Annotated in this window: 24 protein-coding genes; 16 read left to right on the top strand and 8 right to left on the bottom strand. The window is 67.9% G+C overall.

Going from position 1 to position 24,923, the window contains the following annotated elements; genetic code table 11:
- The first annotated feature begins 19 nt into the window (after positions 1–19).
- Positions 20–220, top strand: a complete 201-nt coding sequence (locus tag E5679_RS07160) for a CsbD family protein (RefSeq protein ID WP_138414397.1) — start codon at positions 20–22, stop codon at positions 218–220.
- 42 nt (positions 221–262) lie between these two features.
- Here E5679_RS07160 and E5679_RS07155 read toward each other — a convergent pair whose 3' ends face one another.
- Positions 263–1,330, bottom strand: a complete 1,068-nt coding sequence (locus tag E5679_RS07155; protein ID WP_138414396.1) for an ATP-dependent DNA ligase — start codon at positions 1,328–1,330, stop codon at positions 263–265.
- 119 nt (positions 1,331–1,449) lie between these two features.
- Here E5679_RS07155 and E5679_RS07150 point away from each other — a divergent pair, with 119 nt between their 5' ends.
- From E5679_RS07150 to E5679_RS07090, 13 genes are all read left to right on the top strand, one after another.
- Positions 1,450–3,990, top strand: a complete 2,541-nt coding sequence (locus E5679_RS07150) for an ATP-dependent DNA ligase (protein ID WP_138414395.1) — start codon at positions 1,450–1,452, stop codon at positions 3,988–3,990.
- A gap of 205 nt (positions 3,991–4,195) precedes the next feature.
- Positions 4,196–4,987: an amino acid ABC transporter ATP-binding protein gene (locus tag E5679_RS07145; RefSeq protein WP_420821058.1), complete on the top strand. Its 792-nt coding sequence runs from the start codon at positions 4,196–4,198 to the stop codon at positions 4,985–4,987.
- Between the two features lies 1 nt (position 4,988).
- Positions 4,989–5,633 carry an amino acid ABC transporter permease gene (locus E5679_RS07140; protein WP_138414393.1) on the top strand — a complete coding sequence of 215 codons (645 nt, stop codon included), beginning with the start codon at positions 4,989–4,991 and terminating at the stop codon, positions 5,631–5,633.
- The gene (locus E5679_RS07135) at positions 5,630–6,283 is read left to right on the top strand and encodes an amino acid ABC transporter permease (protein WP_138414392.1); all 654 of its coding nucleotides are present in this window, start codon (positions 5,630–5,632) and stop codon (positions 6,281–6,283) included. The genes E5679_RS07140 and E5679_RS07135 overlap by 4 nt, the downstream gene beginning before the upstream one ends.
- Positions 6,284–6,302: 19 nt before the next feature.
- On the top strand, positions 6,303–7,208 hold the full coding sequence (locus E5679_RS07130; RefSeq protein ID WP_138414391.1) for a substrate-binding periplasmic protein: 906 nt from the start codon (positions 6,303–6,305) through the stop codon (positions 7,206–7,208).
- 20 nt (positions 7,209–7,228) lie between these two features.
- A complete protein-coding gene (locus E5679_RS07125) occupies positions 7,229–8,128 on the top strand; it encodes a dihydrodipicolinate synthase family protein (protein ID WP_138414390.1) in 900 nt (299 codons plus the stop codon).
- 92 nt (positions 8,129–8,220) lie between these two features.
- The gene (locus E5679_RS07120) at positions 8,221–9,222 is read left to right on the top strand and encodes a proline racemase family protein (RefSeq protein ID WP_138414389.1); all 1,002 of its coding nucleotides are present in this window, start codon (positions 8,221–8,223) and stop codon (positions 9,220–9,222) included.
- Entirely contained in the window at positions 9,219–10,178 is a 960-nt protein-coding gene (locus tag E5679_RS07115; protein WP_138414388.1) for an ornithine cyclodeaminase family protein, read from the top strand. Before E5679_RS07120 ends, E5679_RS07115 begins: the two co-directional genes overlap by 4 nt.
- 23 nt (positions 10,179–10,201) lie before the next feature.
- Positions 10,202–10,900 carry a GntR family transcriptional regulator gene (locus E5679_RS07110; protein ID WP_138414387.1) on the top strand — a complete coding sequence of 233 codons (699 nt, stop codon included), beginning with the start codon at positions 10,202–10,204 and terminating at the stop codon, positions 10,898–10,900.
- Positions 10,897–12,048, top strand: coding sequence for an NAD(P)/FAD-dependent oxidoreductase (locus E5679_RS07105; protein ID WP_138414386.1), 1,152 nt, complete (start codon positions 10,897–10,899; stop codon positions 12,046–12,048). Before E5679_RS07110 ends, E5679_RS07105 begins: the two co-directional genes overlap by 4 nt.
- A complete protein-coding gene (locus E5679_RS07100; protein ID WP_138414385.1) occupies positions 12,045–12,311 on the top strand; it encodes a (2Fe-2S)-binding protein in 267 nt (88 codons plus the stop codon). The genes E5679_RS07105 and E5679_RS07100 overlap by 4 nt, the downstream gene beginning before the upstream one ends.
- Positions 12,308–13,801 carry an FAD/NAD(P)-dependent oxidoreductase gene (locus tag E5679_RS07095; RefSeq protein WP_275092546.1) on the top strand — a complete coding sequence of 498 codons (1,494 nt, stop codon included), beginning with the start codon at positions 12,308–12,310 and terminating at the stop codon, positions 13,799–13,801. Before E5679_RS07100 ends, E5679_RS07095 begins: the two co-directional genes overlap by 4 nt.
- Before the next feature lie 21 nt (positions 13,802–13,822).
- The gene (locus E5679_RS07090; RefSeq protein ID WP_138414384.1) at positions 13,823–15,298 is read left to right on the top strand and encodes an aldehyde dehydrogenase (NADP(+)); all 1,476 of its coding nucleotides are present in this window, start codon (positions 13,823–13,825) and stop codon (positions 15,296–15,298) included.
- A gap of 42 nt (positions 15,299–15,340) precedes the next feature.
- On the opposite strand, the gene ggt is transcribed toward E5679_RS07090, so the two are convergent.
- Positions 15,341–17,167 carry a gamma-glutamyltransferase gene (gene ggt / locus E5679_RS07085; protein WP_138414383.1) on the bottom strand — a complete coding sequence of 609 codons (1,827 nt, stop codon included), beginning with the start codon at positions 17,165–17,167 and terminating at the stop codon, positions 15,341–15,343.
- Positions 17,168–17,334: 167 nt separating this feature from the next.
- On the opposite strand from ggt, the gene E5679_RS07080 reads away from it, so the two are divergent.
- The gene (locus tag E5679_RS07080) at positions 17,335–17,823 is read left to right on the top strand and encodes a glutathione peroxidase (RefSeq protein WP_138414382.1); all 489 of its coding nucleotides are present in this window, start codon (positions 17,335–17,337) and stop codon (positions 17,821–17,823) included.
- Positions 17,824–17,829: 6 nt separating this feature from the next.
- On the opposite strand, the gene E5679_RS07075 is transcribed toward E5679_RS07080, so the two are convergent.
- The 5 genes from E5679_RS07075 to E5679_RS07055 form a co-directional block, all read right to left on the bottom strand.
- Positions 17,830–19,113 carry a Dyp-type peroxidase gene (locus E5679_RS07075; protein WP_138414381.1) on the bottom strand — a complete coding sequence of 428 codons (1,284 nt, stop codon included), beginning with the start codon at positions 19,111–19,113 and terminating at the stop codon, positions 17,830–17,832.
- Complete coding sequence (locus tag E5679_RS07070) at positions 19,106–19,873, bottom strand: EfeM/EfeO family lipoprotein (protein ID WP_138414380.1); 768 nt, start codon at positions 19,871–19,873, stop codon at positions 19,106–19,108. Before E5679_RS07070 ends, E5679_RS07075 begins: the two co-directional genes overlap by 8 nt.
- Before the next feature lie 136 nt (positions 19,874–20,009).
- Positions 20,010–20,363, bottom strand: a complete 354-nt coding sequence (locus E5679_RS07065) for a VOC family protein (protein WP_138414379.1) — start codon at positions 20,361–20,363, stop codon at positions 20,010–20,012.
- Positions 20,364–20,372: 9 nt separating this feature from the next.
- Complete coding sequence (locus E5679_RS07060) at positions 20,373–21,035, bottom strand: DUF1254 domain-containing protein (protein WP_212746912.1); 663 nt, start codon at positions 21,033–21,035, stop codon at positions 20,373–20,375.
- 1 nt (position 21,036) lies between these two features.
- A complete protein-coding gene (locus E5679_RS07055; RefSeq protein WP_138414378.1) occupies positions 21,037–21,639 on the bottom strand; it encodes a DUF1214 domain-containing protein in 603 nt (200 codons plus the stop codon).
- 37 nt (positions 21,640–21,676) lie between these two features.
- Here E5679_RS07055 and E5679_RS07050 point away from each other — a divergent pair, with 37 nt between their 5' ends.
- Complete coding sequence (locus tag E5679_RS07050) at positions 21,677–22,678, top strand: DUF2891 family protein (RefSeq protein WP_138414377.1); 1,002 nt, start codon at positions 21,677–21,679, stop codon at positions 22,676–22,678.
- Here E5679_RS07050 and E5679_RS07045 read toward each other — a convergent pair.
- Complete coding sequence (locus E5679_RS07045; RefSeq protein ID WP_138414376.1) at positions 22,675–24,909, bottom strand: ATP-binding protein; 2,235 nt, start codon at positions 24,907–24,909, stop codon at positions 22,675–22,677. The two genes, E5679_RS07050 and E5679_RS07045, sit on opposite strands and share 4 nt — an antisense overlap.
- Positions 24,910–24,923: the final 14 nt, after the last annotated feature.

Genomic DNA, 24,923 nt, shown 5'->3' with positions numbered 1-24,923 from the left:
CGCAGGAACGGAGGACAGCATGGGATTCGACGACAAGGCCCACAACAAGGCTGAGGAACTTGGCGGCAAGGCCAAGGAGGCACTCGGCCGGTCCAACGACGACCCGGACCTCGAGGCCGAAGGCAAGCGCGACCAGATGTCCGCGGGCCTCAAGCAGGCCGGAGAAAAGGTCAAGGACGCTTTCGAGGACGTGAAGGACGCTTTCAAGAAGCACGACTAGAGAGCACGACGGCGGGCCCTCCCCTCCGCGGGGAGGGCCCGCTCATGCTTTCAGGCCCAGAATGCGGCGCACGTCGAATTCAGGGGTGGTCTCGAGCTGGGCGAAGGTGCAGCTTTCGGGGTCCCGGTCAAAGCGCCAACGACGGAATTGTGCCGTGTGCCGGAAGCGCTCGCCTTCCATATAGTCGTAGGCGACTTCGACGACGAGTTCCGGCCGCAGCGGCACGAACGACAGATTCTTCCCAGCGCTCCAACGGCTCACAGCTCCCGGCATCCTGGTCAGCTGATGCGCTTCTTGATCGGCCCAGTCGCCCCATGGGTGAGCAGAGAGATTCTCCTCGATGAACGGCTTGAGCTGTTCGACGAGATCGCGTCGCTTTGCCATGGGAAACGACGCGGCGACGCCAACATGGTGCAGCCTGCCACCGTCGTCGTAAAGGCCGAGCAGAAGCGAGCCCACCACGCCGCCCGTCTTGTGCCACCGGAATCCCGCGACGACGCAGTCCGCAGTCCGCTCGTGCTTGATCTTGAACATGGAGCGCTTCCCCGGCTCGTACTTGCCGTCGAGCGGCTTTGCGACGATTCCGTCCAGACCTGCTCCCTCGAATTCCGAGAACCATTTCTTGGCCTCTTCGAGATTGCTCGTGGACGGGGTCAGAAGAACGGATTCCGTCCCCTCGCCGATGACATCCCCGAGAATCTTCCGGCGCTCCGCGAAACGACGTTTCATGAGGTTCTCGTCCTGGAGGGCAAGGGCGTCGAAGGCCACGAAGGAAACAGGAGTCTCGCTCGCAAGCAGCCTGACCCTGCTCTCGGCCGGGTGAATCCTTTGCTGGAGGGCCTCGAAATCCAAGCGGTCGCCGCGAATCAGCACAATTTCGCCGTCCACCACGCAGCGTTCTGGGAGTGCGGCCCGCAGTTCCTCGACGAGCTCCGGGAAATAGCGGGTCATGGGCTTGTCATTGCGGCTGCCGAGCAGAATGTCATCGCCGTCCTTGAACACGATGGTGCGGAACCCGTCCCACTTCGGTTCGCTGTGGCCGACGTCGGGGATCTCGGGCACCGAGCGGGCGAGCATCGGCTCGACGGGCGGCATCACGGGAAGGTCCATAGGGATATCCTGCTTCGCCCCAAGGCGGTTCAAACAGAGGTAACGGGGCGAGGCGCTCCTCGGATAAGCCGCCGCCGTTCTGGGTAGTCAAGAAGGACGGAGAGTGGGAAGGTGGCGCCATGGCAGCGAAACGCGAGATCGTGGAAATCGACGGCCATCAGATCCGCCTGACCAATCTCGACAAAGTGCTGTACCCGGAAGCCGGCGTCACGAAGGCCGACATTCTCGATTACCTGCGGACCGTCGCGCCATACATGATTCCCGTCGTGCATGACCGGCCGGCCACGCGAAAGCGCTGGGTCCATGGCGTCGGCACCGCTGACGAGCCCGGCCAGGTCTTCTTCCAGAAGAACTTGGACAATTCGACCCCCAGCTGGGTGGAGCGCGTGACGCTCCATCACCGGCATTCCACCAACACCTATCCCCTCATCAACGACCTCGCCACGCTGATCTGGCTCGGCCAGATGGCCGCTCTCGAAATCCACGTCCCGCAATGGCGCGCAGCCGGGGATGACAAAATGCTCAACCCCGACCGCCTCGTCCTCGATCTCGACCCCGGCCCGGGCGCAGGGCTCCCCGAGTGCGTCGAGGTCGCCCACCTCATCAAGCCGATCCTTGACGACCTCGGCATGGTCTCGGTCCCCGTCACGAGCGGGAGCAAGGGGATCCACCTCTACGCGAAGCTCGACATGAGCCAGAAGTGGGAGCAGGTCTCCGCGGTCGCCCATGAGCTCGCGCGCTCCCTCGCCGCCGATCATCCCGACCTCGTGGTGAGCGACCAGAAGAAGACACTGCGCGAAGGTCGGGTGCTCGTCGACTGGAGCCAGAACAGCGGCCAGAAGACGACAATTGCGCCGTACTCGCTCCGCGGTCGTGCCCAGCCCATGGTCGCTGCACCGAGGACCTGGGAGGAGATCGGCTCCCCGGATTTAGCACATGTGCGCTATGACCAGATGGCGGCCCGGATCGAGGAGTATGGCGATCTGTTCGCGCCCCTCGTGCCGGAGGAGTACCGGTCCCACGACGACGCGAGGAGGCCCCCGCCGTCGTCGTCCGCTCGCATTGGCTCACCCACGACGGCGGGCCCGAAAGACCGCCTGACGGAGTACCGCGCCAAGCGGGACCCCGCCGCGACCCCAGAGCCGGTGCCCCTCGAGTCCCCGACACCGGGCGAGGGGAACACCTTTGTGATCCATGAGCACCACGCTCGACGGCTGCACTGGGACCTTCGGCTCGAGCACGAGGGAGTCCTCGCCTCCTTCGCGATCCCGCGCGGCATCCCGACTGATCCGCAGCGAAACAATCTCGCAGTTCACACCGAAGACCATCCGATCGAATATCTCACCTTCTCAGGGTCCATTCCGAAGGGTGAATACGGCGCCGGCGAAATGTTCATCTGGGACACCGGGACGTACGAACTTGAGAAATGGAAAGACGGCAAAGAAATCATCGTCCTCCTTCACGGGCAGGAGGGCGGCGGGCTCGCGGGCGTCGCCGACGGCAAGCCCGTGCGCCTCGCGCTCATCCACACCGGGACCAGCGACGGCAAGGACAACTGGCTCGCCCACCTGATGAAGGACCAGACCAAGGGCCACTGGCGCCCCGGCGCGCGCCACGACCCAGTTGCGCCGTCAGATCTACACGGTAAAGATGACGGCGCAACGGGAAGCGCAGCGGGAAAGGGCGGGCCGAAGGCGGCGAAGGGCGGGCCCGCGCCGTCGCCGATGCTCGCGCAGATCGGGACCCCCGGGCTGGTCCACGGTGACGACTGGGCGCTCGAAATGAAGTGGGACGGCGTGCGCGCCATCGTCGACGCGCGCGGACCGCTCAAGCTCATCAGCCGCCGAGGGCTCGACACCACGGGAACCTACCCCGAGCTCGCCGGACTCGCCGATTTGGGGCCAGCGATTCTCGACGGCGAAATTGTCGCCATGGATCCGAAGGGTCGCCCGTCCTTTTCTCGGCTGCAGCAGAGAATGGGCCTCAGCGACCCCACCGACGTTGCAGCAGCGCGCCGGAATTACCCCGTGCGGATCATTCTTTTCGACCTCCTCGAATTTCAGGGACGCGACCTCACCACGCTGCCCTTCCGCGAGCGCCGCCAGGCCCTCGAGACTCTCGCGGGCGGCGCCCTGCCCGAGAACGTGGATCTCTCCCCCATCTTCGACGGCGACATCGACGACGTGCTCGAGGCGTCGGCCGAGCACGGCCTCGAGGGCGTCATGGCCAAGCGCCTCTCGTCGCGCTACGAAGCCGGGAAGCGCTCGGGAGCCTGGCTGAAGATCAAGCACGAGCGGATGCAGGAAGTGGTCATCGGCGGCTGGCGGTCCGGAAAGGGCGGGCGCGAGGGCACTATCGGCTCGCTGCTCCTGGGCATCCCGGACGACGACGGCGGGCTGCGCTACGCCGGTCGCGTCGGCACGGGCTTCAGCGAGCGGGATCTGGCGGAAATCGCCTCCAAGCTGCGGCGGATTGAGCGGAAGACGTCGCCGTTCGACGACATCCCCCGCGAGGACACTGCCGACGCCCACTGGGTTCAGCCGAAGTTCGTCGGCGAGGTGCGGTACGGCGAGTGGACCGACGCCGGCCGCCTTCGCCATCCGGTCTGGCGCGGGTGGCGGCCGGACAAGGAACCCAAGGACGTGACCGCGGAGCAGTAGCCAGGCCAGTCGGCCACAGCGACCCAATTGTCGGTTTTTCGCGAGTGCAGCGCCCTGCCACCGGCAGAAAGCCGACAATTCGGCGTGGCCGAGGCCCCTCCAGAGGCCCCTTGACACTCGCGGTGTGCAATGTAACATTTCACAGTGATGTGACACCGACCACTCGGGTCGAGCGTCTCGGATCGCAACCGGAGAACAGGGAAGCATGGCAATGACCGTCTCAGCGACCACAGACGAGGCACGAGCCTCACACGTAGGCATCAAACTGAACAACATCTCGAAGCGGTACGGGGACCACGTGGTTCTCGACGATGTCTCGCTCAACGTTGAGCCGGGCACCGTGACCGCCCTCATCGGCCCGTCCGGCGCGGGGAAGAGCACGTTCCTGCGCTGCATCAACCTCCTCGAGCGACCGGATTCGGGGACAATCCGCGTAGCCGGCCACACCATCGAGCCGGGCAAGAACGTGAGCGCCCGGGATCTGGCCGCCCTGCGACGCAGTGTCGGCATGGTCTTCCAGTCCTTCAATCTCTTCCCGCACATGACCGCGCTGAAGAACGTGAGCTTCCCGCAGCAGCGCGTGCTCGGGCGCAGCAAGGAAGAGGCGGACGAGCGCTCTATGCAGCTCCTCGAACGCGTCGGGCTCAAGGAGAAGGCCGGGCAGCACCCGGGCCGATGCTCCGGGGGCCAGCAGCAGCGCATTGCGATCGCTCGGGCCCTCGCCTTGGATCCGAGCATCATGCTCTTCGACGAGCCCACCTCAGCCCTCGATCCCGAGGTGGGCCTCGAGGTCCTCTCGGTCATGCGTGAGCTCGCCGCGGACGGCATGACGATGGTCGTGGTGACGCACGAGATGCAGTTCGCCCGCGACGTCTCCGACACCCTCGTCGTGATGGCGGACTGCAAGATCATCGAGCAGGGCGATCCTCGGGCGATCATGAGCGACCCGCAGGAGACCCGGACCCGGCGCTTCCTGCGCGCCGTGCTGGAGCGCTGACATGGACGCCTTCTCCGCAGTCCTTCAGGGGCTGCCCATGACGCTGACGCTGACCCTCTCGGCGTTTGCGATCGGCATCATCGGCGCCGTCCCGCTCGCGGTGGCCCTGACCTCGCCCGTCGCGCCGGTGAAGCTCGTGGCCCGGATCTTCGTGGACCTCGTCAGAGGCGTGCCGATCATCGTCTGGCTGTTCCTGCTGAAGTTCGGCATCCAGATCGGAACGTTCAAGTTCAACCCCGTCAGTGCGGCCATCGTGGGGTTGGGCATCGTCTCCGTCGCCTACCTGGCCGAGATCTATCGCGGAGGCCTGCAGGCCGTGCCGCGCGGGCAGCTCGAAGCCTCCCACGCCTTGGGCCTTCCGCAATCGAGCACGTTCTTCGGGGTTGTGGTCCCGCAGGCGTTCCGGATCGTCTCGCCGTCGATCGCCACCTACCTCGTGGGACTGCTCAAGGACTCCTCGATCGCCTCGACCATCATCGTCTCGGAGATGGTGTTCCAGTCCCAGGCCTTCGCCCGGCAGCACCCGACCGTCGAGGGCATCCTGCCCTACATCCTCGTGGGCATCCTCTACATCGGCCTCAGCCTGCCGGTCGCCTACCTTTCCCGAACCCTTGACGCCCGCATGAGGAAGGCAGTGTTCGCATGACCTGGCTCGCACAGTGGGCGGGATACCTCCCGCAGATGATGTCCGGCCTCGGCGTGAGCCTCCTGATCGCCGGCATCTCGATCGCCGCAGGCTACCCGCTCGGCCTGGCGCTCAGCATGATGGTTTCCGCCAAGAACCTCGCCGTCCGCACCCTCGGCCTCGCCGTCGTCGAGATCGGGCGCGGCGCCCCGGCCCTCGTGATCCTGTACCTCTTCTACTACGGCCTGCCGAAGTTCGGCATCGCCTTTGAGAGCATCACGGCGGCCTGCCTTGCGCTCACCTGGAACGCTGCCGCCTACTCGAGCGAGATCATGCGGGCTGGAATCCAGTCGGTGGCCCGCGGGCAGACCGAAGCTTCGAACGCCCTCGGGATCTCCCAGCGCGACACCTTCTTCCGCGTCGTCATGCCGCAGGGCATGCGCTCGGCCATCCCGGGCCTCATGGGCGTGGCCATCCAGATGTTCCAGGGCACCTCGCTTGCCTACGCGATTGCGGTTCCCGAGCTCATGAAATCCGCCTACAACATCGGCAGCCAGGACTTCAACTACCTCCAGATCTTCGCCCTCGCCGGCATCTGCTACGCCGTCATCTCCATGCCGGCCACGTGGATCACTGTGTTCTTCGAGAAACGTCTTGCTCGCCACGCGTAACCCCACGAAAGGAAAATCCATGAAGAATCCCACGCGCACCGGAGCCTTGGCCGCCGTCGTCCTCGCCGCCGGCGTGAGCCTCACCGCCTGCGGAGGCACGACCACCGCCTCCTCGGGCGACTGCACGCCGAAACATCAGGGGGTGCAGACGGTCGCGCCCGGCAAGCTCACGGTCGGGGTCATCGACATCCCGCCGTTCAGCAGCTACAACAGCGGCAAGCCCAACGGCATCGACGTCTCGATCGTGAGCAAGATCGCCAAGGACGAGTGCCTCGAGCCCGTCTACCAGCAGGCGACGTATGCGGACGCGGTGCAGTCGATCTCGGGCGGCAACATCGACCTCGCGGTGGGGACGATCGACGCGACAGAGAAGCGGCTCAAGGCCGTCGACTTCTCCGCATCGACCTACCTCGACGGCATGGGCATCGCGTCGAAGACGGGCGCGACGACCGTGGCGGACCTCGAGAAGATGGGCAAGGTCGGAACGATCGACGGCTACCTCTGGGTTGAGGACCTCAAGAAGATCCTCGGAGACAAGCTCGTCACGTACCCGAGCAGCGTTGAGCTCAAGGCCGACTTCGACGCGGGCCGCCTCCAGGCCGACGTCGACGCCTACGGCGTGCAGGTGCTCCAGTTCAAGGGCGCGCAGGGCGTCACGGTCTCGCTCGCCAACGACAAGCCGGACCCCCGGGTCGGCGCCATCACCCAGGCGCCCGAGGCGGCCTTCCCGCTCACCAAGGGCAACACCACGCTCAAGAAGGCGCTCGACGACGCATCACAGCCCAGCGCGAAGACGGCACCATCACCAAGCTGCTCACCGATGCGGGACTCTCGGCCGGCCTCGGGAAGGTCGCCGCAAAGCAGTACGTCGTCCCGGCAAGCTGACTTCACATTTTTCTCCTCCATGTGCAATGTCACATGGTAAAATTCCCTGAAAGGAACATCATGACCGCCAAACCCTGGCACGGCGTCCTCGTCGCGACCGCCCTCCCCTTTAACGAAGACCTCAGCGTGGACTTCGACGCCTACGCCGAACACGTCCGCTTCCTGGCGAGCGCGGGCTGCGACGGCGTCGCCCCCAACGGCTCGCTCGGCGAGTATCAGACCCTCAGCGACGAGGAGCGCGCTCGGGTCATCACGACGGCGGTCGAGGCCGCGCCCGAAGGCTTCACCGTGATGGCGGGGGCCGGCGCCTACGGCGGCCTCCAGACCCAGCGCTGGGCGGAGCAGGCTGCCGAGGCCGGCGCACACGCCCTCATGCTCCTCCCCCCGAACTCCTACCGAGCCACCGACGAAGAAGTCGTAGACCACTACCGGCGCGCGGCCGCCGTCGGCCTCCCCATCGTCGCCTACAACAACCCGATCGACACGAAGGTCGACCTGACCCCGCAGCTCATCGCGCGCCTCCACGGCGAGGGTCTCATCGTTGGGGTCAAGGAGTTCAGCGGCGACGTCCGCCGGGCCTACGAGATCAAGGAACTCGCCCCGGAGGTCGACCTGCTCATCGGCACGGACGATACCGTGGTCGAGATGGGCCTCGCCGGTGCCGTCGGCTGGGTGGCGGGCTACCCCAACGCACTCCCGGAGTCCACCATTGAGCTGTACCGTCTCTCGACCTCGGGGAACGTCGCGGACCTCGAGCGGGCCAGAGAGATCTACCGGGACCTGCACTCGCTGCTCCGCTGGGACAGCAAGACCGAGTTCATCCAGGCCATCAAGCTGTCGATGGATATCGTGGGCCTTCGCGGCGGCGTGTGCCGACCGCCCCGGAGCCCGCTCTCGCCCGAGGCGCGCGACGCCGTCGTCCGTGCGACGGAGGCGGCACTCGCCAAGGGCTACAAGTAACCACCCGTTCATCGATTGCTCCGTAACTGTCGTTATCAGCGTCCAAAACGACAGTTATGGAGCAGTCGATGGTCCTGATTGAGGAGAGCAGCATGAGAACGAGCCGGATCTTCCACGCCGTCGACTCCCACACCGAGGGCATGCCGACCCGAGTGATCACAGGAGGAATCGGCACGATTCCCGGGGCAAGCATGGCCGAACGCCGGTTGTGGTTCATGGAGAACAGCGACTGGATCCGGACTCTGCTCATGTATGAGCCCCGCGGGCACGCGTCGATGAGCGGAGCGATCCTCCAGCCATCGACGCGCCCCGATGCGGACTTCGGCGTCCTCTACATCGAGGTCTCGGGCCTGCTGCCCATGTGCGGGCACGGGACGATCGGGGTGGCGACGGTCCTGGTGGAGACCGGAATGGTGGAGGTGGTCGAGCCGGTCACCACAGTGCGGCTCGACACCCCCGCCGGCCTCGTCATCGCGGAAGTCGCCGTCAAGGACGGCCACGCGGAGTCGGTCACGATCCGGAACGTGCCCTCGTTCGCGGAACGGCTCGACGCCGCCGTCGAGGTTCCGGGCTACGGTTCCGTGGCCTACGATCTCGCCTTCGGCGGGAACTTCTACGCGATCGTCGACCTCGAGGCGCTCGGCCTCCCGTTCGAGCGCTCGCGCAAGGACGATCTCCTCAAGGCCGGGCTCGCGATCATGGACGCGATCAATGCCGACGGCGAGCCTGTCCACCCCGAGCGCAGCGACATCCGCGGATGCCACCACGTGTACCTGAAGGCGCCCGGCTCGACGGCGCAGCTCTCGCGGCATGCGATGGCCATCCACCCGGGGTGGTTCGACCGCTCCCCGTGCGGCACCGGGACGAGTGCGCGGATGGCCCAGCTGCACGCGCGCGGCGAGCTTGCGCTTGAGACGGACTTCGTCAACGAGTCCTACATCGGCTCGCGCTTCATCGGGCGGCTGGTCGAGGAGACCGAGGTTGCGGGCCGGCCCGCAGTCGTTCCGACGGTCACGGGCCGCGCGTGGGTCACGGGCACCGCGCAGTACTTCCTGGACCCGACTGATCCTTTCCCCGCGGGGTTCCTGCTGTGACCCTCGCCAGCACAGCACTCCCCTACCTCGATGCCGCGGCCGTGCGGGCGGCGGCTCCATGGACGACGGCGGTCGCCGCTTTGGAGCGCGCCCTCCTTGACGGGGTGGACCCCGAGGAGGACAGTCCGCGGCTGTTCAGCCCGGCGCCCGCCGGCGAGTTCCTGATCATGCCGGCGGTCGGTGCGGCGTACAGCGGGATCAAGGCCCTCACCGTGGCACCGGGCAACCCCGCCCGTGGCCTCGAGAAGATCCAGGGCGTCTACCTCCTCGTGGACTCGGACACCCTGGCCCCGGTCGCCGTTCTGGACGGCACCGAGCTCACGGCAATCCGCACCCCCGCGACGACGCTGCTCGCCGTGACCCGAATCCTCGCCGCGGGGCCGGGCGGGGTGTCCCCGTCCCCGCACGTGCTCGTGTTCGGCGCCGGCGTCCAGGCGCTCAACCACGTTCGGGCGGCGCACGCGCTCCTGCCCGGGGCGAGCTTCGCCGTCGTCGGCCGCCGTCGCGAGAGGGTCCGCGGGCTCCTCGCGACGCTCGCCGCGGAGGGGATCGACGCCCGGGAGGGGACGGTCGAGGAGGTGCCGGCGGCAGACGTCGTGCTGTGCACCACCTCGTCGTCGACCCCGCTGTTCGACGGCGGACTCGTGGCCCCCAACGCGGTGGTCGCCGCCGTTGGGCAGCACGGACTCGACGCGCGCGAAGTCGACGCGACGCTCGTGCTGCGCAGCGATGTCGTCGTCGAAGGCCGGGCCTCCGCCCTCCGCGAGGCCGGTGACCTCATCCCGGCGCGGAGCGCTGAGGAATGGGAGGCGATACGCCCCGCGAATCTGAGGGAGCTCGTGCGGGGCGAGTTCGTGAGGACCCCGGGGCGTCCCTGCCTGTACGCGGGAGTCGGCATGGCCTGGGAGGACCTCGTCACGGCGGCCTTGGTGTATGAAGGGGGCACGAGACATTGACGCCCGTCCAAGGAGTGTCCGCCGTGGCAGCCAGCAACAACCTCCCAATCGCCCCGCTCGGCCCCCAGCGGAGCCTGCGCGAATCCGTGACCGAATCCCTCCGCGCAGCGATCATCGCAGGCTCGCTCGAGGAAGGGACGCTGTATTCGGCGCCCGCTCTCGGCGCGGCGTTCGGCGTGTCCGCGACCCCCGTGCGCGAGGCGATGATGGATCTGGCCCGCGAAGGGCTCGTGGAGACCGTGAAGAACAAGGGCTTCCGGGTCACTCGGATGAGCGATCGGGAGCTCGACGAGATCACTCAGATCCGCCTGCTGCTCGAGCCCCCGGTGGTCGGCGAGGTTGCCGGGACCATCCCGGCGCAGGGCATCACGGCCCTCCGCGCCATGGCGGACGCGATCGTCGCCGCCGCGCGCGAGGGCGACCTCGCCGCCTATCTGGCCGCCGACCGCGACTTCCACGCCGAGGTCCTCCGCTATGCCGGCAACGATCAGCTCGTGGCCCTCGCCACGAGCCTCCGCATGAAGACCCGCATGTATGGGCTCAAGAGCCTGAGCGAATCAAACCGCCTCGCCGACTCCGCCCAAGAGCACCATGAGCTGCTCGACCTGCTCGAAGCCGGCGACAGCCAAGCCTCGCTCGCCCTCATGCGCCGCCACATCAGCCACGCCCGCGGCCTCTGGGCCACGGGCGAGCAGGAGCCACCACCCCAGGAGAAGGAATGAACCCACCCAGCGACGTCGTGGTCGTGGGCGCGGGAGTGATGGGCGCAGCCACCGCCTACTTCGCCGCCCGGCAGGGCCTCCGCGTCACCGTTCTCGACAAGGGCCTGCCCGCCAGCGGCACCTCGTCCGCCTGCGAAGGCAACATCCTCGTCTCCGACAAGGAGCTCGGGCCGGAACTCGAGCTCACCCGCTATTCGCTCAGCGTCTGGCAGCGCGACCTGGCGGACCATGAGCGCCTCTGGGAGTTCGAGCGCAAGGGCGGAATCATCGTCGCCTCCCACGAGAGCAGCCTCGCCTCGCTCCACCGGGTCATGGCAGTTCAGAAGGACTTCGGGGTCCAGGTCGAGGAACTCGACCGGGACGCCCTTCGCAGCGCGGAGCCCCACATCACCCACGAAGCCCTCGGGGGCGCCTACTATCCCGAGGACTGCCAGGTTCAGCCGATGCTCGTCGCGGCCCAGCTCGTGCGGCTTGCCGTCGCCGCCGGCGCCACGTTCCACGCCGACACTCCGGTCACGGGGTTCCTCCGCTCCGGCGGCCGCGTGACCGGTGTGCGGACCGCGCGCGGCGACTTCCCGGCGTCGGCCGTCGTCAACTGCACCGGCACGTGGGCCGGAGAGCTGGCCGCCCTGGCCGGGGTCGAGGTGCCGGTGATGCCGCGGCGCGGCTTCGTCATGGTCACGGAACCCCTCCCGCCCATGGTCCACCACAAGGTGTACGCGGCCGAGTACATCGACAACGTGGGGAGTTCGGACGCCGGCCTGCAGGCCTCGCCGGTTGTCGAGGGCACGCCGAGCGGCACCATTCTGATCGGCTCGACCCGCGAGCGCGTGGGGTTCGATCGCTCCGTGAGCACGGAGGCCCTGGCCCGTCTCGCCCGGAACGCAGTAGCGCTGTTCCCCTTCCTCGCCGAGGTCAAGGCGATTCGCCACTACCACGGCTTCCGGCCCTACTGCCCCGACCATCTGCCGGTGATCGGCCATGACGAGCGCGCCCCGGGCCTGTGGCACGCGGCCGGCCACGAGGGCGCCGGGATCGGCCTCTCGGCCGGCACCGGCAAGCTCCTCGCCCAAGCCCTCGCGGGCCAGGCTCCGGACCTCGATCTCGCCCCCTTCTCCCCCGCCCGATTCGCAGAGGCGTACGCATGAGCATCTCCTTCACCTTCAACGGCCGCCCCCTCGAGGCGAGCGCCGGCCAAAGCGTCGGCGCGGCCCTGACCTCCAACGGGTTCACCGCCTGGCGCTCGACCCGCAAGGGGGGCCGCCCGCGCGGCCTCTTCTGCGGCATCGGCGTGTGCTTCGACTGCCTCGTGACGGTCGACGGCGACGCAAACCAGCGCGCGTGTCTCGCCGAAGTGCGCGACGGCATGGTGGTCGACGGCGTCGAACCTCTCGAAGGAGACCGCACGTGACCGAGCACGTCGTTCAGGTGGACATCTTCTGGGCCGACGTCGCCGTCGTCGGCGCGGGCCCCGCCGGTCTGGCCGCAGCTGTGGCGGCGGCGGAAGCCGGGGCGAGCGTCGCCGTCGTGGACTCCGCCGCGCAGCCGGGCGGGCAGTATTGGCGGCACCGGCCCGAGACCGTCATTCCGGACCCCGATGGCCGGGGTCATCACGACTGGGACGTGTACCTCGATCTCCGTTCCCGGTTCGACGCGGCCCGCACCCGCGGAGCGATCACATACCTCCCCGGCCGCTCTGTGTGGATGGCACAGAAGCACGACGACGGCTTCACCCTCCGCACGACCCCCACCCTGGCGTCCCCCACCCCCGTAGCGACCCCCACCCTGGCGTCCCCCACCCCTGTTGCAGTGAGGGGTCGCCGCCTCGTGCTGTGCACGGGCGGCTATGACCGCCAGCTCCCCGTCCCCGGTTGGGATCTGCCCGGGGTCATGGCGGCCGGCGGAATTCAGGCATTCATCAAGGCCAATGGTTCACTGCCGGGGCGGCGCTTCGTCATCGCCGGCACTGGCCCGTTCCTGCTCCCCGTGGCCGCGGGCATCGCCGAGGCGGGCGGCACGGTTGTCGCCGTACTCGAGGCCTCGGCGCCGTCGGCGTGGCTGCCGCATCTTCGAGCGGCAGTTGGCGTACCCGAGAAGGCACTCGAAGGGGCGGGATACGCGGCGACGTTCGCCCGGCACCGCATCCCGTATCGCACGAGGAGCGTTGTCACTGAAGTCCTGGGCGAAAATCGGGCCCACGCCGTGCGCACCGCCCGCGTGGACTCGGCCGGCCGCGTGCGGCCCGGGTCGGAAAGGGTCTACGACGACGTCGACGTGGTGGGATTCGGCTGGGGCTTCACGCCGCAGCTCGAGCTTCCCGTGTCATTGGGCGTCGCGACCCGGATCGACGCCGACGGCTCGCTGGTCGGCGTCGTCGACTCGCGCCAGGAGTCGAGCGTCCCCGGGCTCTTCCTCGCCGGCGAGGTCACCGGTGTCGGTGGGGCCGCACTCGCCGTGCTCGAAGGGCTCGCCGCGGGAGGCGCGGCTGCGGACGGCACGGGAGCTCCGCCGTCGTCCGCCATCCTGCCGCCCAAGGCAGCTGCCCGCGCGGAGCGCCACCGCCGTTTCGCCCGCGCGATGCACCAGGCCCACCCGGTCCCCGCGGCGTGGTCCGAATGGCTCACGCCCGAGACCACCGTCTGCCGGTGCGAAGAGGTGACGGCGGGCGAGATCACCGCCGCGCGGAGCGAGCTCGGTGCCGCGGATTCACGGAGCCTCAAGTCGTTCACGCGTGCCGGCATGGGGTGGTGCCAGGGGCGCGTGTGCGGCTTCGCGGCGTCCTGCCTTGCCGCCGGCAACTCGCACCCCTCAGAGCCCTCCCTTGCGGCCTCGGCCAAGCGGCCCCTCGCCGCGCCCGTGAGTATCGGCGAACTCGCCGCGCTCAACGATGCCGACTACTGACCCCGTCGAAAGGAATGCACCATGACGGTCCTGTCCTCCGTCCTGCCCCCGACTGCCGAAACAGAGCTCGAGGCCGTCCTCAGCGCTGCCCACAGCGCGGCCGGGCCACTCGCCGCGCTCCGGCCCGGCGAGCGCGCCCGGCTCCTCGAAGCCGTCGCCGACGCCGTCGACGCCGCGGCCGACGACCTCGTGCCCGTGGCCCAGACCGAGACGCACCTCGCCGAGGGCCGGCTTCGCGGGGAACTCCAGCGGACCACCTTCCAGCTCCGCCTCTTCGCCGAGGTCCTGCGGGACGGCGGCTACCTCGACGCGCGGATCGACCACGCGGACCCCGAGTGGCCCATGGGAGCTCCCCGCCCCGACCTGCGCCGCGTGCGGATCCCGCTCGGGCCGGTCGTCGTCTTCGCGGCGAGCAACTTCCCGTTCGCCTTCTCGGTCGCGGGCGGGGACACAGCCTCGGCTCTCGCCGCAGGCTGCCCGGTGCTGCTCAAGGCGCACTCGGGCCACCTCCGGCTCTCCAAGCTCACGGCCGACGTCGTCTCCTCTGCCCTCGCCGAAGCCGGCGCGCCCCAAGGGACTTTCGCGCTCCTCGTGGGCACGGCCGCGGGTTCGGCGGCGCTCAAGGATCCTCGGGTCAAGGCGGGCTCGTTCACCGGCTCGATCCCCGGCGGCCGCGCCCTGTTCGACATCGCGAGCTCGCGCCCTGAGCCCATCCCGTTCTACGGCGAGCTCGGCAGCAACAACCCGGTTTTCGTGACCGAGGCCGCGGCCGCCGCGCGCGGCGGGGAGATCGCGAAGGGGTTCGTCTCGTCGTTCACGCTCGGCGCCGGACAGTTCTGCACGAAGCCCGGGACGCTGTTCGTCCCTGCGGGCTCGGGCCTCGTCGGGGCTCTCCGCCAGGCCGCCCTGCCCGACGCCGCGCCGCTGCTCAACGACCGAATCCAGAACGGTTACGTCGAGGTGCTCGGGGCCCTTGAGCGCAACCCTCGTCTGAGCGTTCTCGCCCAAGGCAGCGCGCCCCTTGCCGACCCGCCGACGCCGACACTTCTCCTGACCACCGCCGCGGACATGCTTGCCGAGCCCCACGCGCTGCAGACGGAGTGCTTCGGTCCCACCGCCGTCGTGGTGGAGTACGACGGCGAGTCCCAGCTCGTGCCGCTCGCCGAGTCCTTCGAGGGGCAGCTCACGGCGACAATTCAGGGGACCGACACCTGCGACGTGGCCGCCCTGGTCGAGGTGCTCTCGCGCAAGGCCGGCCGGGTGCTGTGGAATCAGTGGCCCACCGGCGTCTCGGTGACGTACGCGCAGCAGCACGGCGGGCCGTACCCTGCGACGACCGCCGTGGGCTCGACCTCGGTGGGCACGGCGGCGATCGAGCGCTTCCTCCGTCCCGTCGCGTATCAGGGCTTCCCGCAGCATCTCCTTCCGGAGGCTCTGCGCGACGACAACCCGCTCGGGGTGAGCCGCCTCGTCGACGGCCGGCGGGCGGACGCCTAGGGCTCCTCCCGCTAGAGTTGCGCGAATTCCGACCCGCCGGGGTTACGGCGAGGGCTTCACCACCATCGCCGAACCGCCGCCCCTCCTCACGGGCTCTGCCGCGGCGAGAGTCCGGCCGTCGGGCAGGAACTCGATCGCGGTCGCCGCGCCGATCTCGGCCGCTGAGGTGAACGCGTCGCCCGAAGGTTGGAACACATGCCCGTACGGCGTCAGCAGACTCCCGTACTTCGCGATGAAGTCGGGCTCAGCCGTGACCTTCGCGGTGTTCCTTTGTGACGCACGCGGTGCCGCGATCGCCTGCTCGATCCCCATCCCGCGGTCGATCCGGTTGAAGATGGTCTGCAGAACCGTTGTGATGATCGTCGAGCCGCCCGGCGAGCCGAGCGCGAGGAACGGCTTGCCGTCCTGGAGCAGGATGGTGGGCGACATCGACGAGCGCGGGCGCTTGAGCGGCTCGATCCGGTTGGGATCCGTCGCGCTCCACACGGCCGAGAAGTCGGTGAGCTCGTTGTTGAGGAGGAATCCGCGCCCTGGCACCACCTGGCCGGATCCACCCGTCTGCTCGATCGTCAGCGTGTATTCCACCACGTTGCCCCACTTGTCAGCGACGGTCAGGTTCGTCGTCGAAATGTTCTCGGTGTCGAGATCGCGCGCCGAAGCCGCCGTTGAAACCGGGCAAACGCCGTCGTAATTCTGCACGTCGCCCGGCGGGACGGGCTTCGTGGCCGCCTGTGTCGGATTGATGGAGCACGCGCGCTCCTTGCCGAAGATCGGGTCGAGCAGCGCCGCGGTCGGGACGTTGACGAAGGCGGGGTCGCCCACGTACTTGCTGCGGTCCGCGAACGCGAGGGCGCTCGCCTCGAGGTAGTGGTGGAGGGCGTCGGCGTCGTTCATCTCGGCAAGGTTGAAGGTGTCGAGGATGTTGAGCGATTCCCCGACCGTCGTGCCGCCGCTGCTGGACGGGGGCATGCCGTAGACGTCATAGCCGCGGTAGTTCACGTGGGTCGGAGCGCGATCGATGGTGGTGTAACCCGCGAGGTCGGCCGCCGTCATGTGGCCGGGAGGGACGGGCAGCGTGGTGGTCGGCGAGGTCCGCGGATTCTGGACGACGCTCGCGATCTCCTGCGCGAGGGGACCTTTGTAGAACGCGGCAATGCCGTCCTTGGCGAGCAGCCGGTACGTTGCGGCGAGGTCGTGGTTCTGGAAGATCGATCCGACCTTCGGGGCGTCGCCGCCGGGCAGGTACAGACTCGCGGTGGCCGGGAACGCCTCGAACCGGAGCTTGTTGTCGAGGGTCTGCTGACGGAACGTGTCGTCGACGACGAAGCCACGGTCCGCCACTTGGATCGCCGGCTTGAGCGCGTCGCCGAGCTTCAGGGTGCCCCAGCGTTCAAGGGCCCGCTGCCACGTCGCCGCGGTTCCAGGAACGCCCACGGAGATCCCGCTCGTCACAAGCTGGGGCGTGAAGTTGTACGGTTGGCCCGTCTTCGGGTCGATGAACGCGTCATGGGGCATGATCGCGGGCGCCGTTTCGCGGCCGTCAATCGTCCCCACGGTTCGGGTCTTCGCGTCGTAGTAGACGAAGTAGCCGCCACCGCCGATGCCGGCGCTGTACGGTTCGGTCACTCCGAGGGTCGCCGCGGCCGCAACCGCCGCGTCGACGGCGTTCCCCCCTTTCCGGAGCACCTCGAGCGCCGCGTTCGAGGCCTCGGGATCCACGGTGCTCACCGCACCCCCGAAGCCGACGGCGGTGGGCGTCTTGTTCGTTTGTCTCGGCTCCGCGAAGGCGGGGCTTGCGACGGCGCCGCCTGTCCCGGCGAGCGCGAGGACCGCCAGAATGGCGGCCATTCGACGTCTGAGGATGGTCATGGTCCCTCCAAGAATCCCAGCAGAATGCAAGCTGACAAGGGTGGACCCAACCTACGTCTGTCCCCTCGCAGCCGTCAGCCCCAGGAGCAATCGAGTTTCTGGCGCACCGCGGGGTGAACTGGACGCCTTTGCTGGTCGTTCTCTTCTCCGGGAGCGGAGGCAAGGCGATGAATGCCAGTCTGGACAGCATTGGCGTCACCACTCTTGACCGGAGGACGACGACGTTCGGCGAGTGGGCTGGCAAAGTCCGGCTTGTGGTGAACGTCGCGAGCCGCTGCGGCTTGGCGCCCCAGTATGAGCAGCTTGAGGCGCTGCAGAAGCGCTTCGTGGACCGCGGATTCACGGTTCTCGCCTTCCCCAGCCATCAATTCCTTCAGGAATTCCGGGACTCCGAGAAAATCGCCGAATACTGTGTGACGACCTGGGGAGTCACGTTTCCCGTGATGGAGAAGGTCCGCGTGAACGGCCGCGCCGCGCACCCCCTCTATCGGGAGCTCACGAAGACGCCCGACTCCGAGGGAAAGGCAGGCCGCATCACCTGGAATTTCGAGAAATTTCTGGTGCTCCCGGACGGAACGGTGTATCGATTCCGACCGAGGGTCCTCCCGGAGGATCCCGCCATCGTGGAGCTCATCGAAGGGGCGGTATCGGCCTGATGGCTGTCAGGCGAAGAGCCCTTCCCCGAGGTACCCGTTCGCGTCCCGGACGCCCGGAGGGACGAAGAAGTAGCCTCCGCCGAAGGGCTGGATGTAGTCGACCATGGGCTCGTTGGCCAAGCGGGTCTGCGTGGCTTCGAATTGGTCCTGGATGCTCTGCTGGAACGAGGTGAAGATGAGCCCGGCCTGCAGGTTGCCGTTGAGGTCCACCCCGAGCTCGTAGTTGTATCCGCGCCGGAGCATACGGGAGCCCGCCGTTTCCTTGGTGCGCGGGTTCGCCAGGCGGATGTGAGCATCGAGGGGAATAGTGGTGCCCTCAGGGTCGGAGGAGTAGTCCGGCGTATCGGTTTCCTTGGCCATGCCGAGCGGGGCACCGGATGCACGGTGGCGGCCGATCATGTTGTCCTGTTCGCCCAAGCCCACGCGGTCCCAGAATTCGACGAGCATGCGGATGATTCGCACGACCATGAAGGTTCCGCCCTCAGTCCACGCGGGCTGGCTGGACTCTTTGCCGATCCAGACGAGCTGTTCGGCCTCGTCGGGGTTGACGACGCCGTCCTTGTAGCCGAAGAGGTTTCTTGGGGCGCCCTCGGGGCGCGGAGCGTTGTGGAACCCATTGATCTTCCACTGGAGCTGAAGCTGACCGCGAGTGGCCTTCATGATGTCCCGGAGCGCGTAGTGCACCATGTCGCTCGAGTCCGCGCACAGCTGCAGGATGAGGTCTCCACCGATCCATGCTTCGTCGATCTGGTCATTCGGGAAGACCTTCATGTCGGTGAGGCCCCTGGGCTTCTTGGCGGCGAGCCCGTACGCAGGGTTGTCGAAGAGGCTCCCGGCCAGCCCGAGGGTCATAGTGAAGCCCGCGGCGGGAACGTCCTCGCCCATCACCCCCGAGTTCACCGGCGGGGCTCCGGTGACGCCACTGAGCTCGACGGCGGGGAGCGCATCGGAGGCTTTGTGGCCGCCCCCGAGGAGGGAAGCCTTGACGGTGAGCCGCTGCAGGAGCGATTTCAGGTCGGCGGCATCGCTGCAGAGGACCTTGAAAGCGGCGAAGCACGCAGCCTGCTGCTGGGGGGCGGGGCGATAGATGCCGGCTTGGTTCGCCCCACGGAAGGGCACCGCTGCGTCGGAGGCGAGCTTGGCCGCGGGCGGCTCGGTGGCATTGGAGGCGCAGGAAGCGAGGAGGCCAGTGGCGGCGGCGCCACCGGCGCCGACAATGAAGGAGCGTCGTTGGATTTCCACGGTGTGCTTTCGGTCAGGGGCGGCGAGGGCGGGCGCTGGATCAGTCATCGGTCGAGAAGAGAGCAGGGGCAAGCGCGAGTGACTCGAGGGCCCGCCCGATTGCCGCATTGACGCGCTGTCGCTGCGCGAGCGGGACCTCCGGATAGGCGACCCACCCCTCAGTGGTCTTCGTCGCGTCGATCGCAGCTGCCAGCTGCGAGAGTTGGGCGTCGAGGGCTGCGGGATAGCCGGCCTTGAGGCTCTCAAGCAGACCCGCGAGCATCGCCAAGACCTCCTGGGTAGCCTCAACATCCGCACGGGTGAGTGCCAAGGCCATTCCGGATCCTTGATCACCGACCCCTGAGAGGTGATCGCGCTGAGCGTCCTCGAGGATTTCATGGAGGCGCAAGGGCATATCAGCCGGGTCTACGGCGAGCTCCGGCAGCTTCGCGTCGAGGGCGTCGAGGTCGGCCAGGAGCTTCTCGACCACCGGGACAAGTTCTCCCGGCCCCTGACCGTGCCAGAGGCCGTATTCGATCCTGCGGAGTCCGGAGAACTCGGGGTCAGCCGATCCGGCCTGCAGCCCGCGGGAGCCGGGGGCGATCGCGTCGCCGAGATCGCCGAAGCTCCCATAGGCCGCGCCCACCCTCTGCCAGCACTGCTGTGCGGCGAGCCAAGCCTGGCGGGCTGAGGCGACGTCGGCATTCCCCACCGCAGCCTTGAGCGTCAGGGCATGCTGGCGGAGCTCACCCAAGCGGGCGGTGACGTAGACGTGGTAGGCGGAGACGGCGTCGTCCATGGTGGCGGGGGGTGCGGCAGTGATGAGCATGGGGCACTCCGGGGGTGGCGGGCGGACCCGAGGGGCTCGGGGCAAGGTAACCCTAACCTAAGCCATAATTAGGATGCAAAAACCTTTCGTAATCGCCCGCACGATCCCCTTCGAGCGCCTTCGGCCCGAAGCGCAGTCACCCGCCTCGCTGGCCGAGGACGCAGAACTCGTTCCCCTCCGGATCGGTGAGCACCACCCAGGATTGTTCGCCCTGACCGATATCCGCCCGCTGGGCACCGTGGGCCATCAAGCGGGCCACCTCAGCATCTTGATCATCTGGCCTGAAATCGAGGTGCAGTCGGCTCTTGCATTTCTTGGGCTCGTCAACACGGACGAAGTCCAGTCCTGGCAGCCGATCCGGCTCAGGGCGGATCTCGAACTCGTCCTCCGAGGAATAGACCACTACCCATCCAAGCGCCTCGGCCCACCATCGTCCCAAGGCCGCTGGATCCACAGAGTGAACAATCACCTGTTCCCATTCCAACGTCATCTGCCGAGCCTAGGGGACTCTGCTGGCGAGCGGCGTGAGCTGGATCTGCTGCGCGAGCCGATATGCCGCGGGAAGGTCGTTTTCGTCCTCAACGAATACCCGCCCGATAACCAGCGCAGAATCGCTCGGCGACGGAATCAAAGCCATGCCAGCGGGCATTTCTCCCTTCCGCCCGGGACCACCCAGCACATAGTCACCGGCCTTGGTTCCCGTGGCGCGTGTGCCCACGTAGGCGAAGTTCGCACTGTCCGAGGGATCGGTGAATTGCACGCTGAAATAGCGCTTGCCCATCTCCGGAACGTGGAGCACCTGCGGGCCCTCGCGCAAGTCGAGCCAACCCGCGATGTAGAGCAGGTCATCCGTACCGGTGGCCAAAAGGCTCCCCGGCGGCGCCGACGGAGAGGAAGTATTGGGCGCTGCGTAGAGGGTGTTGACCGGAATGGGGCCGCCTCCCAGCCCATGCCTCAGAATTGCACGCTTGAAGCCGTTCACGGTGAGTCGCGGCCAGAGGTAGATGAAAGTCGGGACGCCGATCACCCAGACAATGATCGCGGCGACGGCAAGGGGAGCCATATCGCTGCCCCTCGAAATGCGCTGATAGACGACCCATCCGAAAACGGCGAGGATCACGGCGGTCAGGGGGTACGCGTACTTCAAGATCAGGCGATTCATGTCAGGACGCCCTCACCACAGGGGGAACGCGATATGTCCCGTCCAGAACCGCAGCGCCCGGCAAGTAGGCGCGCAGCATGAGCTTGAAGCTGCCGGAGGGGGTTGGCAGCCAGTTCTGTTCATGCCCTGCCGGGGCGGTGTGCTGGAGGTAGATATCGACCGATCCGTCGGGGTTCTTGGCGAGATCCGACCGATCGTCGAAGCTATTGCGATTGATCGGACTGTTCACCATGTAGCCCACGACGTCCGTCACGGTGAGCGACCAGAACGCATTGTTGGGCGGGAAATGGCCCGGGGGAAAGTTCAGGACGTAATGGTTCGTGCCATTGAGCTTCTGCCCCGACCCATCCTTCGCTGCGGTCCAATACGCGGCCTCTTCGAAGACATTCACCGCGGGGAGAGCTTTGGCGCAGGCAGCCCTGAGGAGGACCCCGTTTTCGGGTTGGCCGCAGGCGCGGATCGAACTCCAGCCGTTGACCGTTATCGTGGCCGATCTGGCCACGGAGTTCATGATGAGAATGGCCGACAGGAATGCGAGGGTCGCACCGATAATGACACCCTGCACCACCCCGGATTGCGCGGCCCACGAAAGGAAACCTCCCATGCCCGCACACTAGCGCCGTCGTCTTAGAATCGCCCAGATGAACCGCGATCTCTTCCCCGGCGCCGCCGAACACTGCGCACGGGTTGTCCTCGACAACCTGCGCCGCCCCTTCCCGTATTCGGCCCATCACACGCAGCGCTCCCCGGAGGAACGGCCAACTCCGGCAGAAATCCACCCGGCGTTCCACACGTCCTTCGATTGGCACTCATGCGTCCACATGCACTGGCTCGGCGTCAGCGTTCTGTCAGAGGCGGGGATCGAGGAGCTGCGTGGACCGCTCGCCAAGAATCTGACGGCTGAGAAGCTCGCTGAAGAGGCCGAGTACCTCGCCGCGAATTCCTCCTGGGAGCGGCCCTACGGGTGGGCGTGGCTCATGCGCCTCGCAGCGACGTGCAGCGCCTCGAAAGACCGCGAGATCCGTGATTGGGGCGCGAACCTCGAAAGGTGCGTGGACGTCGTCGCCGATCTGGTGCCAGCGTGGCTCGCCAAGGTCGAATACCCCGTGCGGCATGGCGCCCACGCAAACTCGGCGTTCGGCGTCGCGCTCCTGCTTGATGCATTCCGGGCTCTCGGCCGGAGCGCCGCTGCGGAGGCGTGCGAGAGTGCCGCCCGCCGCTGGTTCGAGGGCGATGCCGGCTGGCCGGCGGAGTGGGAGCTCAGCGGGCAGGACTTCCTCTCGGCAGGGCTCAGTGAGGCCGACCTCATGCAGCGCGTGCTGCCCCCTGACGCGTTCGCGGCCTGGTTCGACCGCTTCCTGCCCGGCCTGGGCGGCGAGTCCCGCATCCTCACCCCGGTCGGGGTCACGGACGAGTCCGACGGGTACATGGTCCATCTGCACGGCCTCAACCTGAGCCGCGCCGGCCAGCTCGCGCGGGTCGCCCACGCGCTGAGGCGAGCGCCGTCGTCGTCCGCGGAGCCCGTGCTCGCTGCCGCCGTCGAGCCGCTCCTCCGGGCGGGCCTCTCCGCTCTGGACAGCGAGGACTTCATGTCCACACACTGGCTCGCGAGTTTCGCCTGGGACGCGATCAGCTCCCTTTAGCCGCGGTCAGCTCCCTCGCCAGGCCCGTGCTCCGCGGCCCAGACGGCGAGGGCGGCCCGGCTATGCAGGCCCAGTTTCATGAGGGTGTGGGCGATGTGGTTCTCGACCGTGCGGGTTGAGAGGGTCAGCCGGGCCGCGATCGAGGCATTGCCCAGACCCGCGCGCACGAGTTCGGCGATCTCAAGTTCGCGCGGCGTCAGCGCGCCCAGCTCGAGTCCTCCTCGTGCGCTACGAAGCTCGGCGGCGGCGTCGGCGAAGGAGAGCTTCTCGCCCGCCTTCCACGCGGCAGCGAACTCGAGCGGACCGAGAAGCAGCTCCCCCGTTGAACGCACTCCGGCCAGATCCGTCAGGGCGATCCGGTGGAACCTGCCCCCTGCGCCCTCCCGCCGAGTGGTTGCGGCGGCTGCCCGTACCGCCGTGACCGGGTCGCGTCTCACCGTCAGCGCCGCGAGGCGCGCGAGCGAGACGGCCCGAATGGCAATGTCGCCCACTCGTGCGAAGGCATCGATCGCTTCGATCAGCCGTGCCCGTCCGACAGCCACCCGCCCGAGATTGGACTCGGCGATGCCGAGGTAGCCGAGAATCTGTCCTTGAGCCCATGCGTCGTCGGCGTCCCTCGCGAGGGTGAGGGCCTCGCGGAAAATCCCGATGGCCTCCTCGTCGCGATGCGCCCACACAGCCGCCATGCCCAAGAGGCCCATCGACCGGCTGCGCCCGGCGGCGTCCCCCAGCTTCGTGTAGACGTCGAAAGCTGCCCGGGACGACTCGGCGGAGCCGTCGGTGTCCTCGCCGAGGCATTGCGCGATCGCCAGGTAGAAGAGCGCGGTCGCCTGCCCGGCCGAATCCTCCTCGAAGAGCCCAAGGGCCTCGGTGGCGAGGCGCTCCCCGTCCTTGGTCTCCTGTCGCGCGGTGTGGCAGTTCGACGCGGTGATGAGCCCCCACGCTCGGGCTTCATCGCCTTCGGGATGGCGCTCAAGCAGCTCAAGGCAACGCGACAGCCCCTCGTCCTGGGCATTCCAGAACCACAGCTCGCGAGTGGCCCCCATGATCCGGAGGCCTTCCGCCGGTGCGGAAGCGACCGCGAAGTCAAGGGCGGCCCGGAGATCGGGCAGGCGGGCGACCGCCTGCCCGTTGCGCGACTGCTCTATGACGGTCAACGACCTGTCCGCGCCGAATTCCTCGACCATCCACGCGAGGTGGCGTCGCTGCACATCGCGGAGCCGGCCGGCGTCGAGACCCTCGCGCGCGTACTCGCGAAGGCTTTCGAGCATCCGGAAGACCGTGTGGCCCGTAGGGTCGAGGGTGGGCTGGAGCAGGGAACGGGCGACCAGATCTTCGAGATCTTCGAGGGACGCACCGACAACGGACGCGGCGGCCCGAGCGTCGAAGGGACTCGCGAAGACCGAGCAGGCCTCGAACATCGCCCGCCCGCGGTCGTCCAACGCGTCCACGCTCGCCGCGATACAGGCTCGCAGGCTGCGATGCCGTACTGGGCCACTTGCCGGACCCGATGCGAGCGCACGGAGCCGGCGGTCCAGCATCGGCAGGATCTCGGCGGGCGTCATCACGGACATGCGCGCGGCGGCCAGTTCGACGGCCAGAGGCAGCCGGTCCAAGCGGGCGCACAATTCGCGAGAGGCGGAGCGGGAGTCGGCGGAGACGGCGAGCGACGGCCGGACCGCGAGCGCGCGCTGCCAGAAGAGAGTCTCGGCGTCGTCGTCGAGCATCGGTCCCACCGGCACGATCCGCTCGCCCAGCAGATGGAGGGGCTGGCGGGTGGTCACCAGGACAGTGCAGTCCTCGGTTCCTTCGAGCAGCTCGGCAACCACGGAGGTTGTCTCCTCGATGACGTGCTCGGCGTTGTCCAACACCAAGAGGACTCGGTCGCGGCCGTCCAGCCACCAGAGGATGACGTCGACGGCGGTCTCCCGCTTGGCGTCCCTGAGGCCAGCGGCCTCGGCCACGGCCACCGCGACCGACGCCCCCTCTGGGATACGGGTCAGGTCGACGAACACTGGGTGACCGAAGCGATCCCCGGCAGAACGCACCGCGGCCAGCGCAATGCGCGTCTTCCCGATGCCTCCCGGCCCGGTGAGCGTGACGAGGCGGTTCGAGCGGAGCGCCTCGTCGACTGCGGCCAGCTCCGCTGCCCGCCCCACGAAGCTGCTCACCGACGCGGGCAGACGCGTCCCCGTGGCCATGCCATCAGTATCGGGAATGAGTAGCGCCATGAGTAGTCCCCCGG

The sequence above is a fragment of the Sinomonas gamaensis genome (assembly GCF_005876955.1).
In the GTDB taxonomy this organism is placed as follows: Bacteria; Actinomycetota; Actinomycetes; order Actinomycetales; family Micrococcaceae; genus Sinomonas; species Sinomonas gamaensis.
Note: the sequence above shows the minus strand (reverse complement) of the source record. Positions and strands in the feature narration are given on the sequence as shown.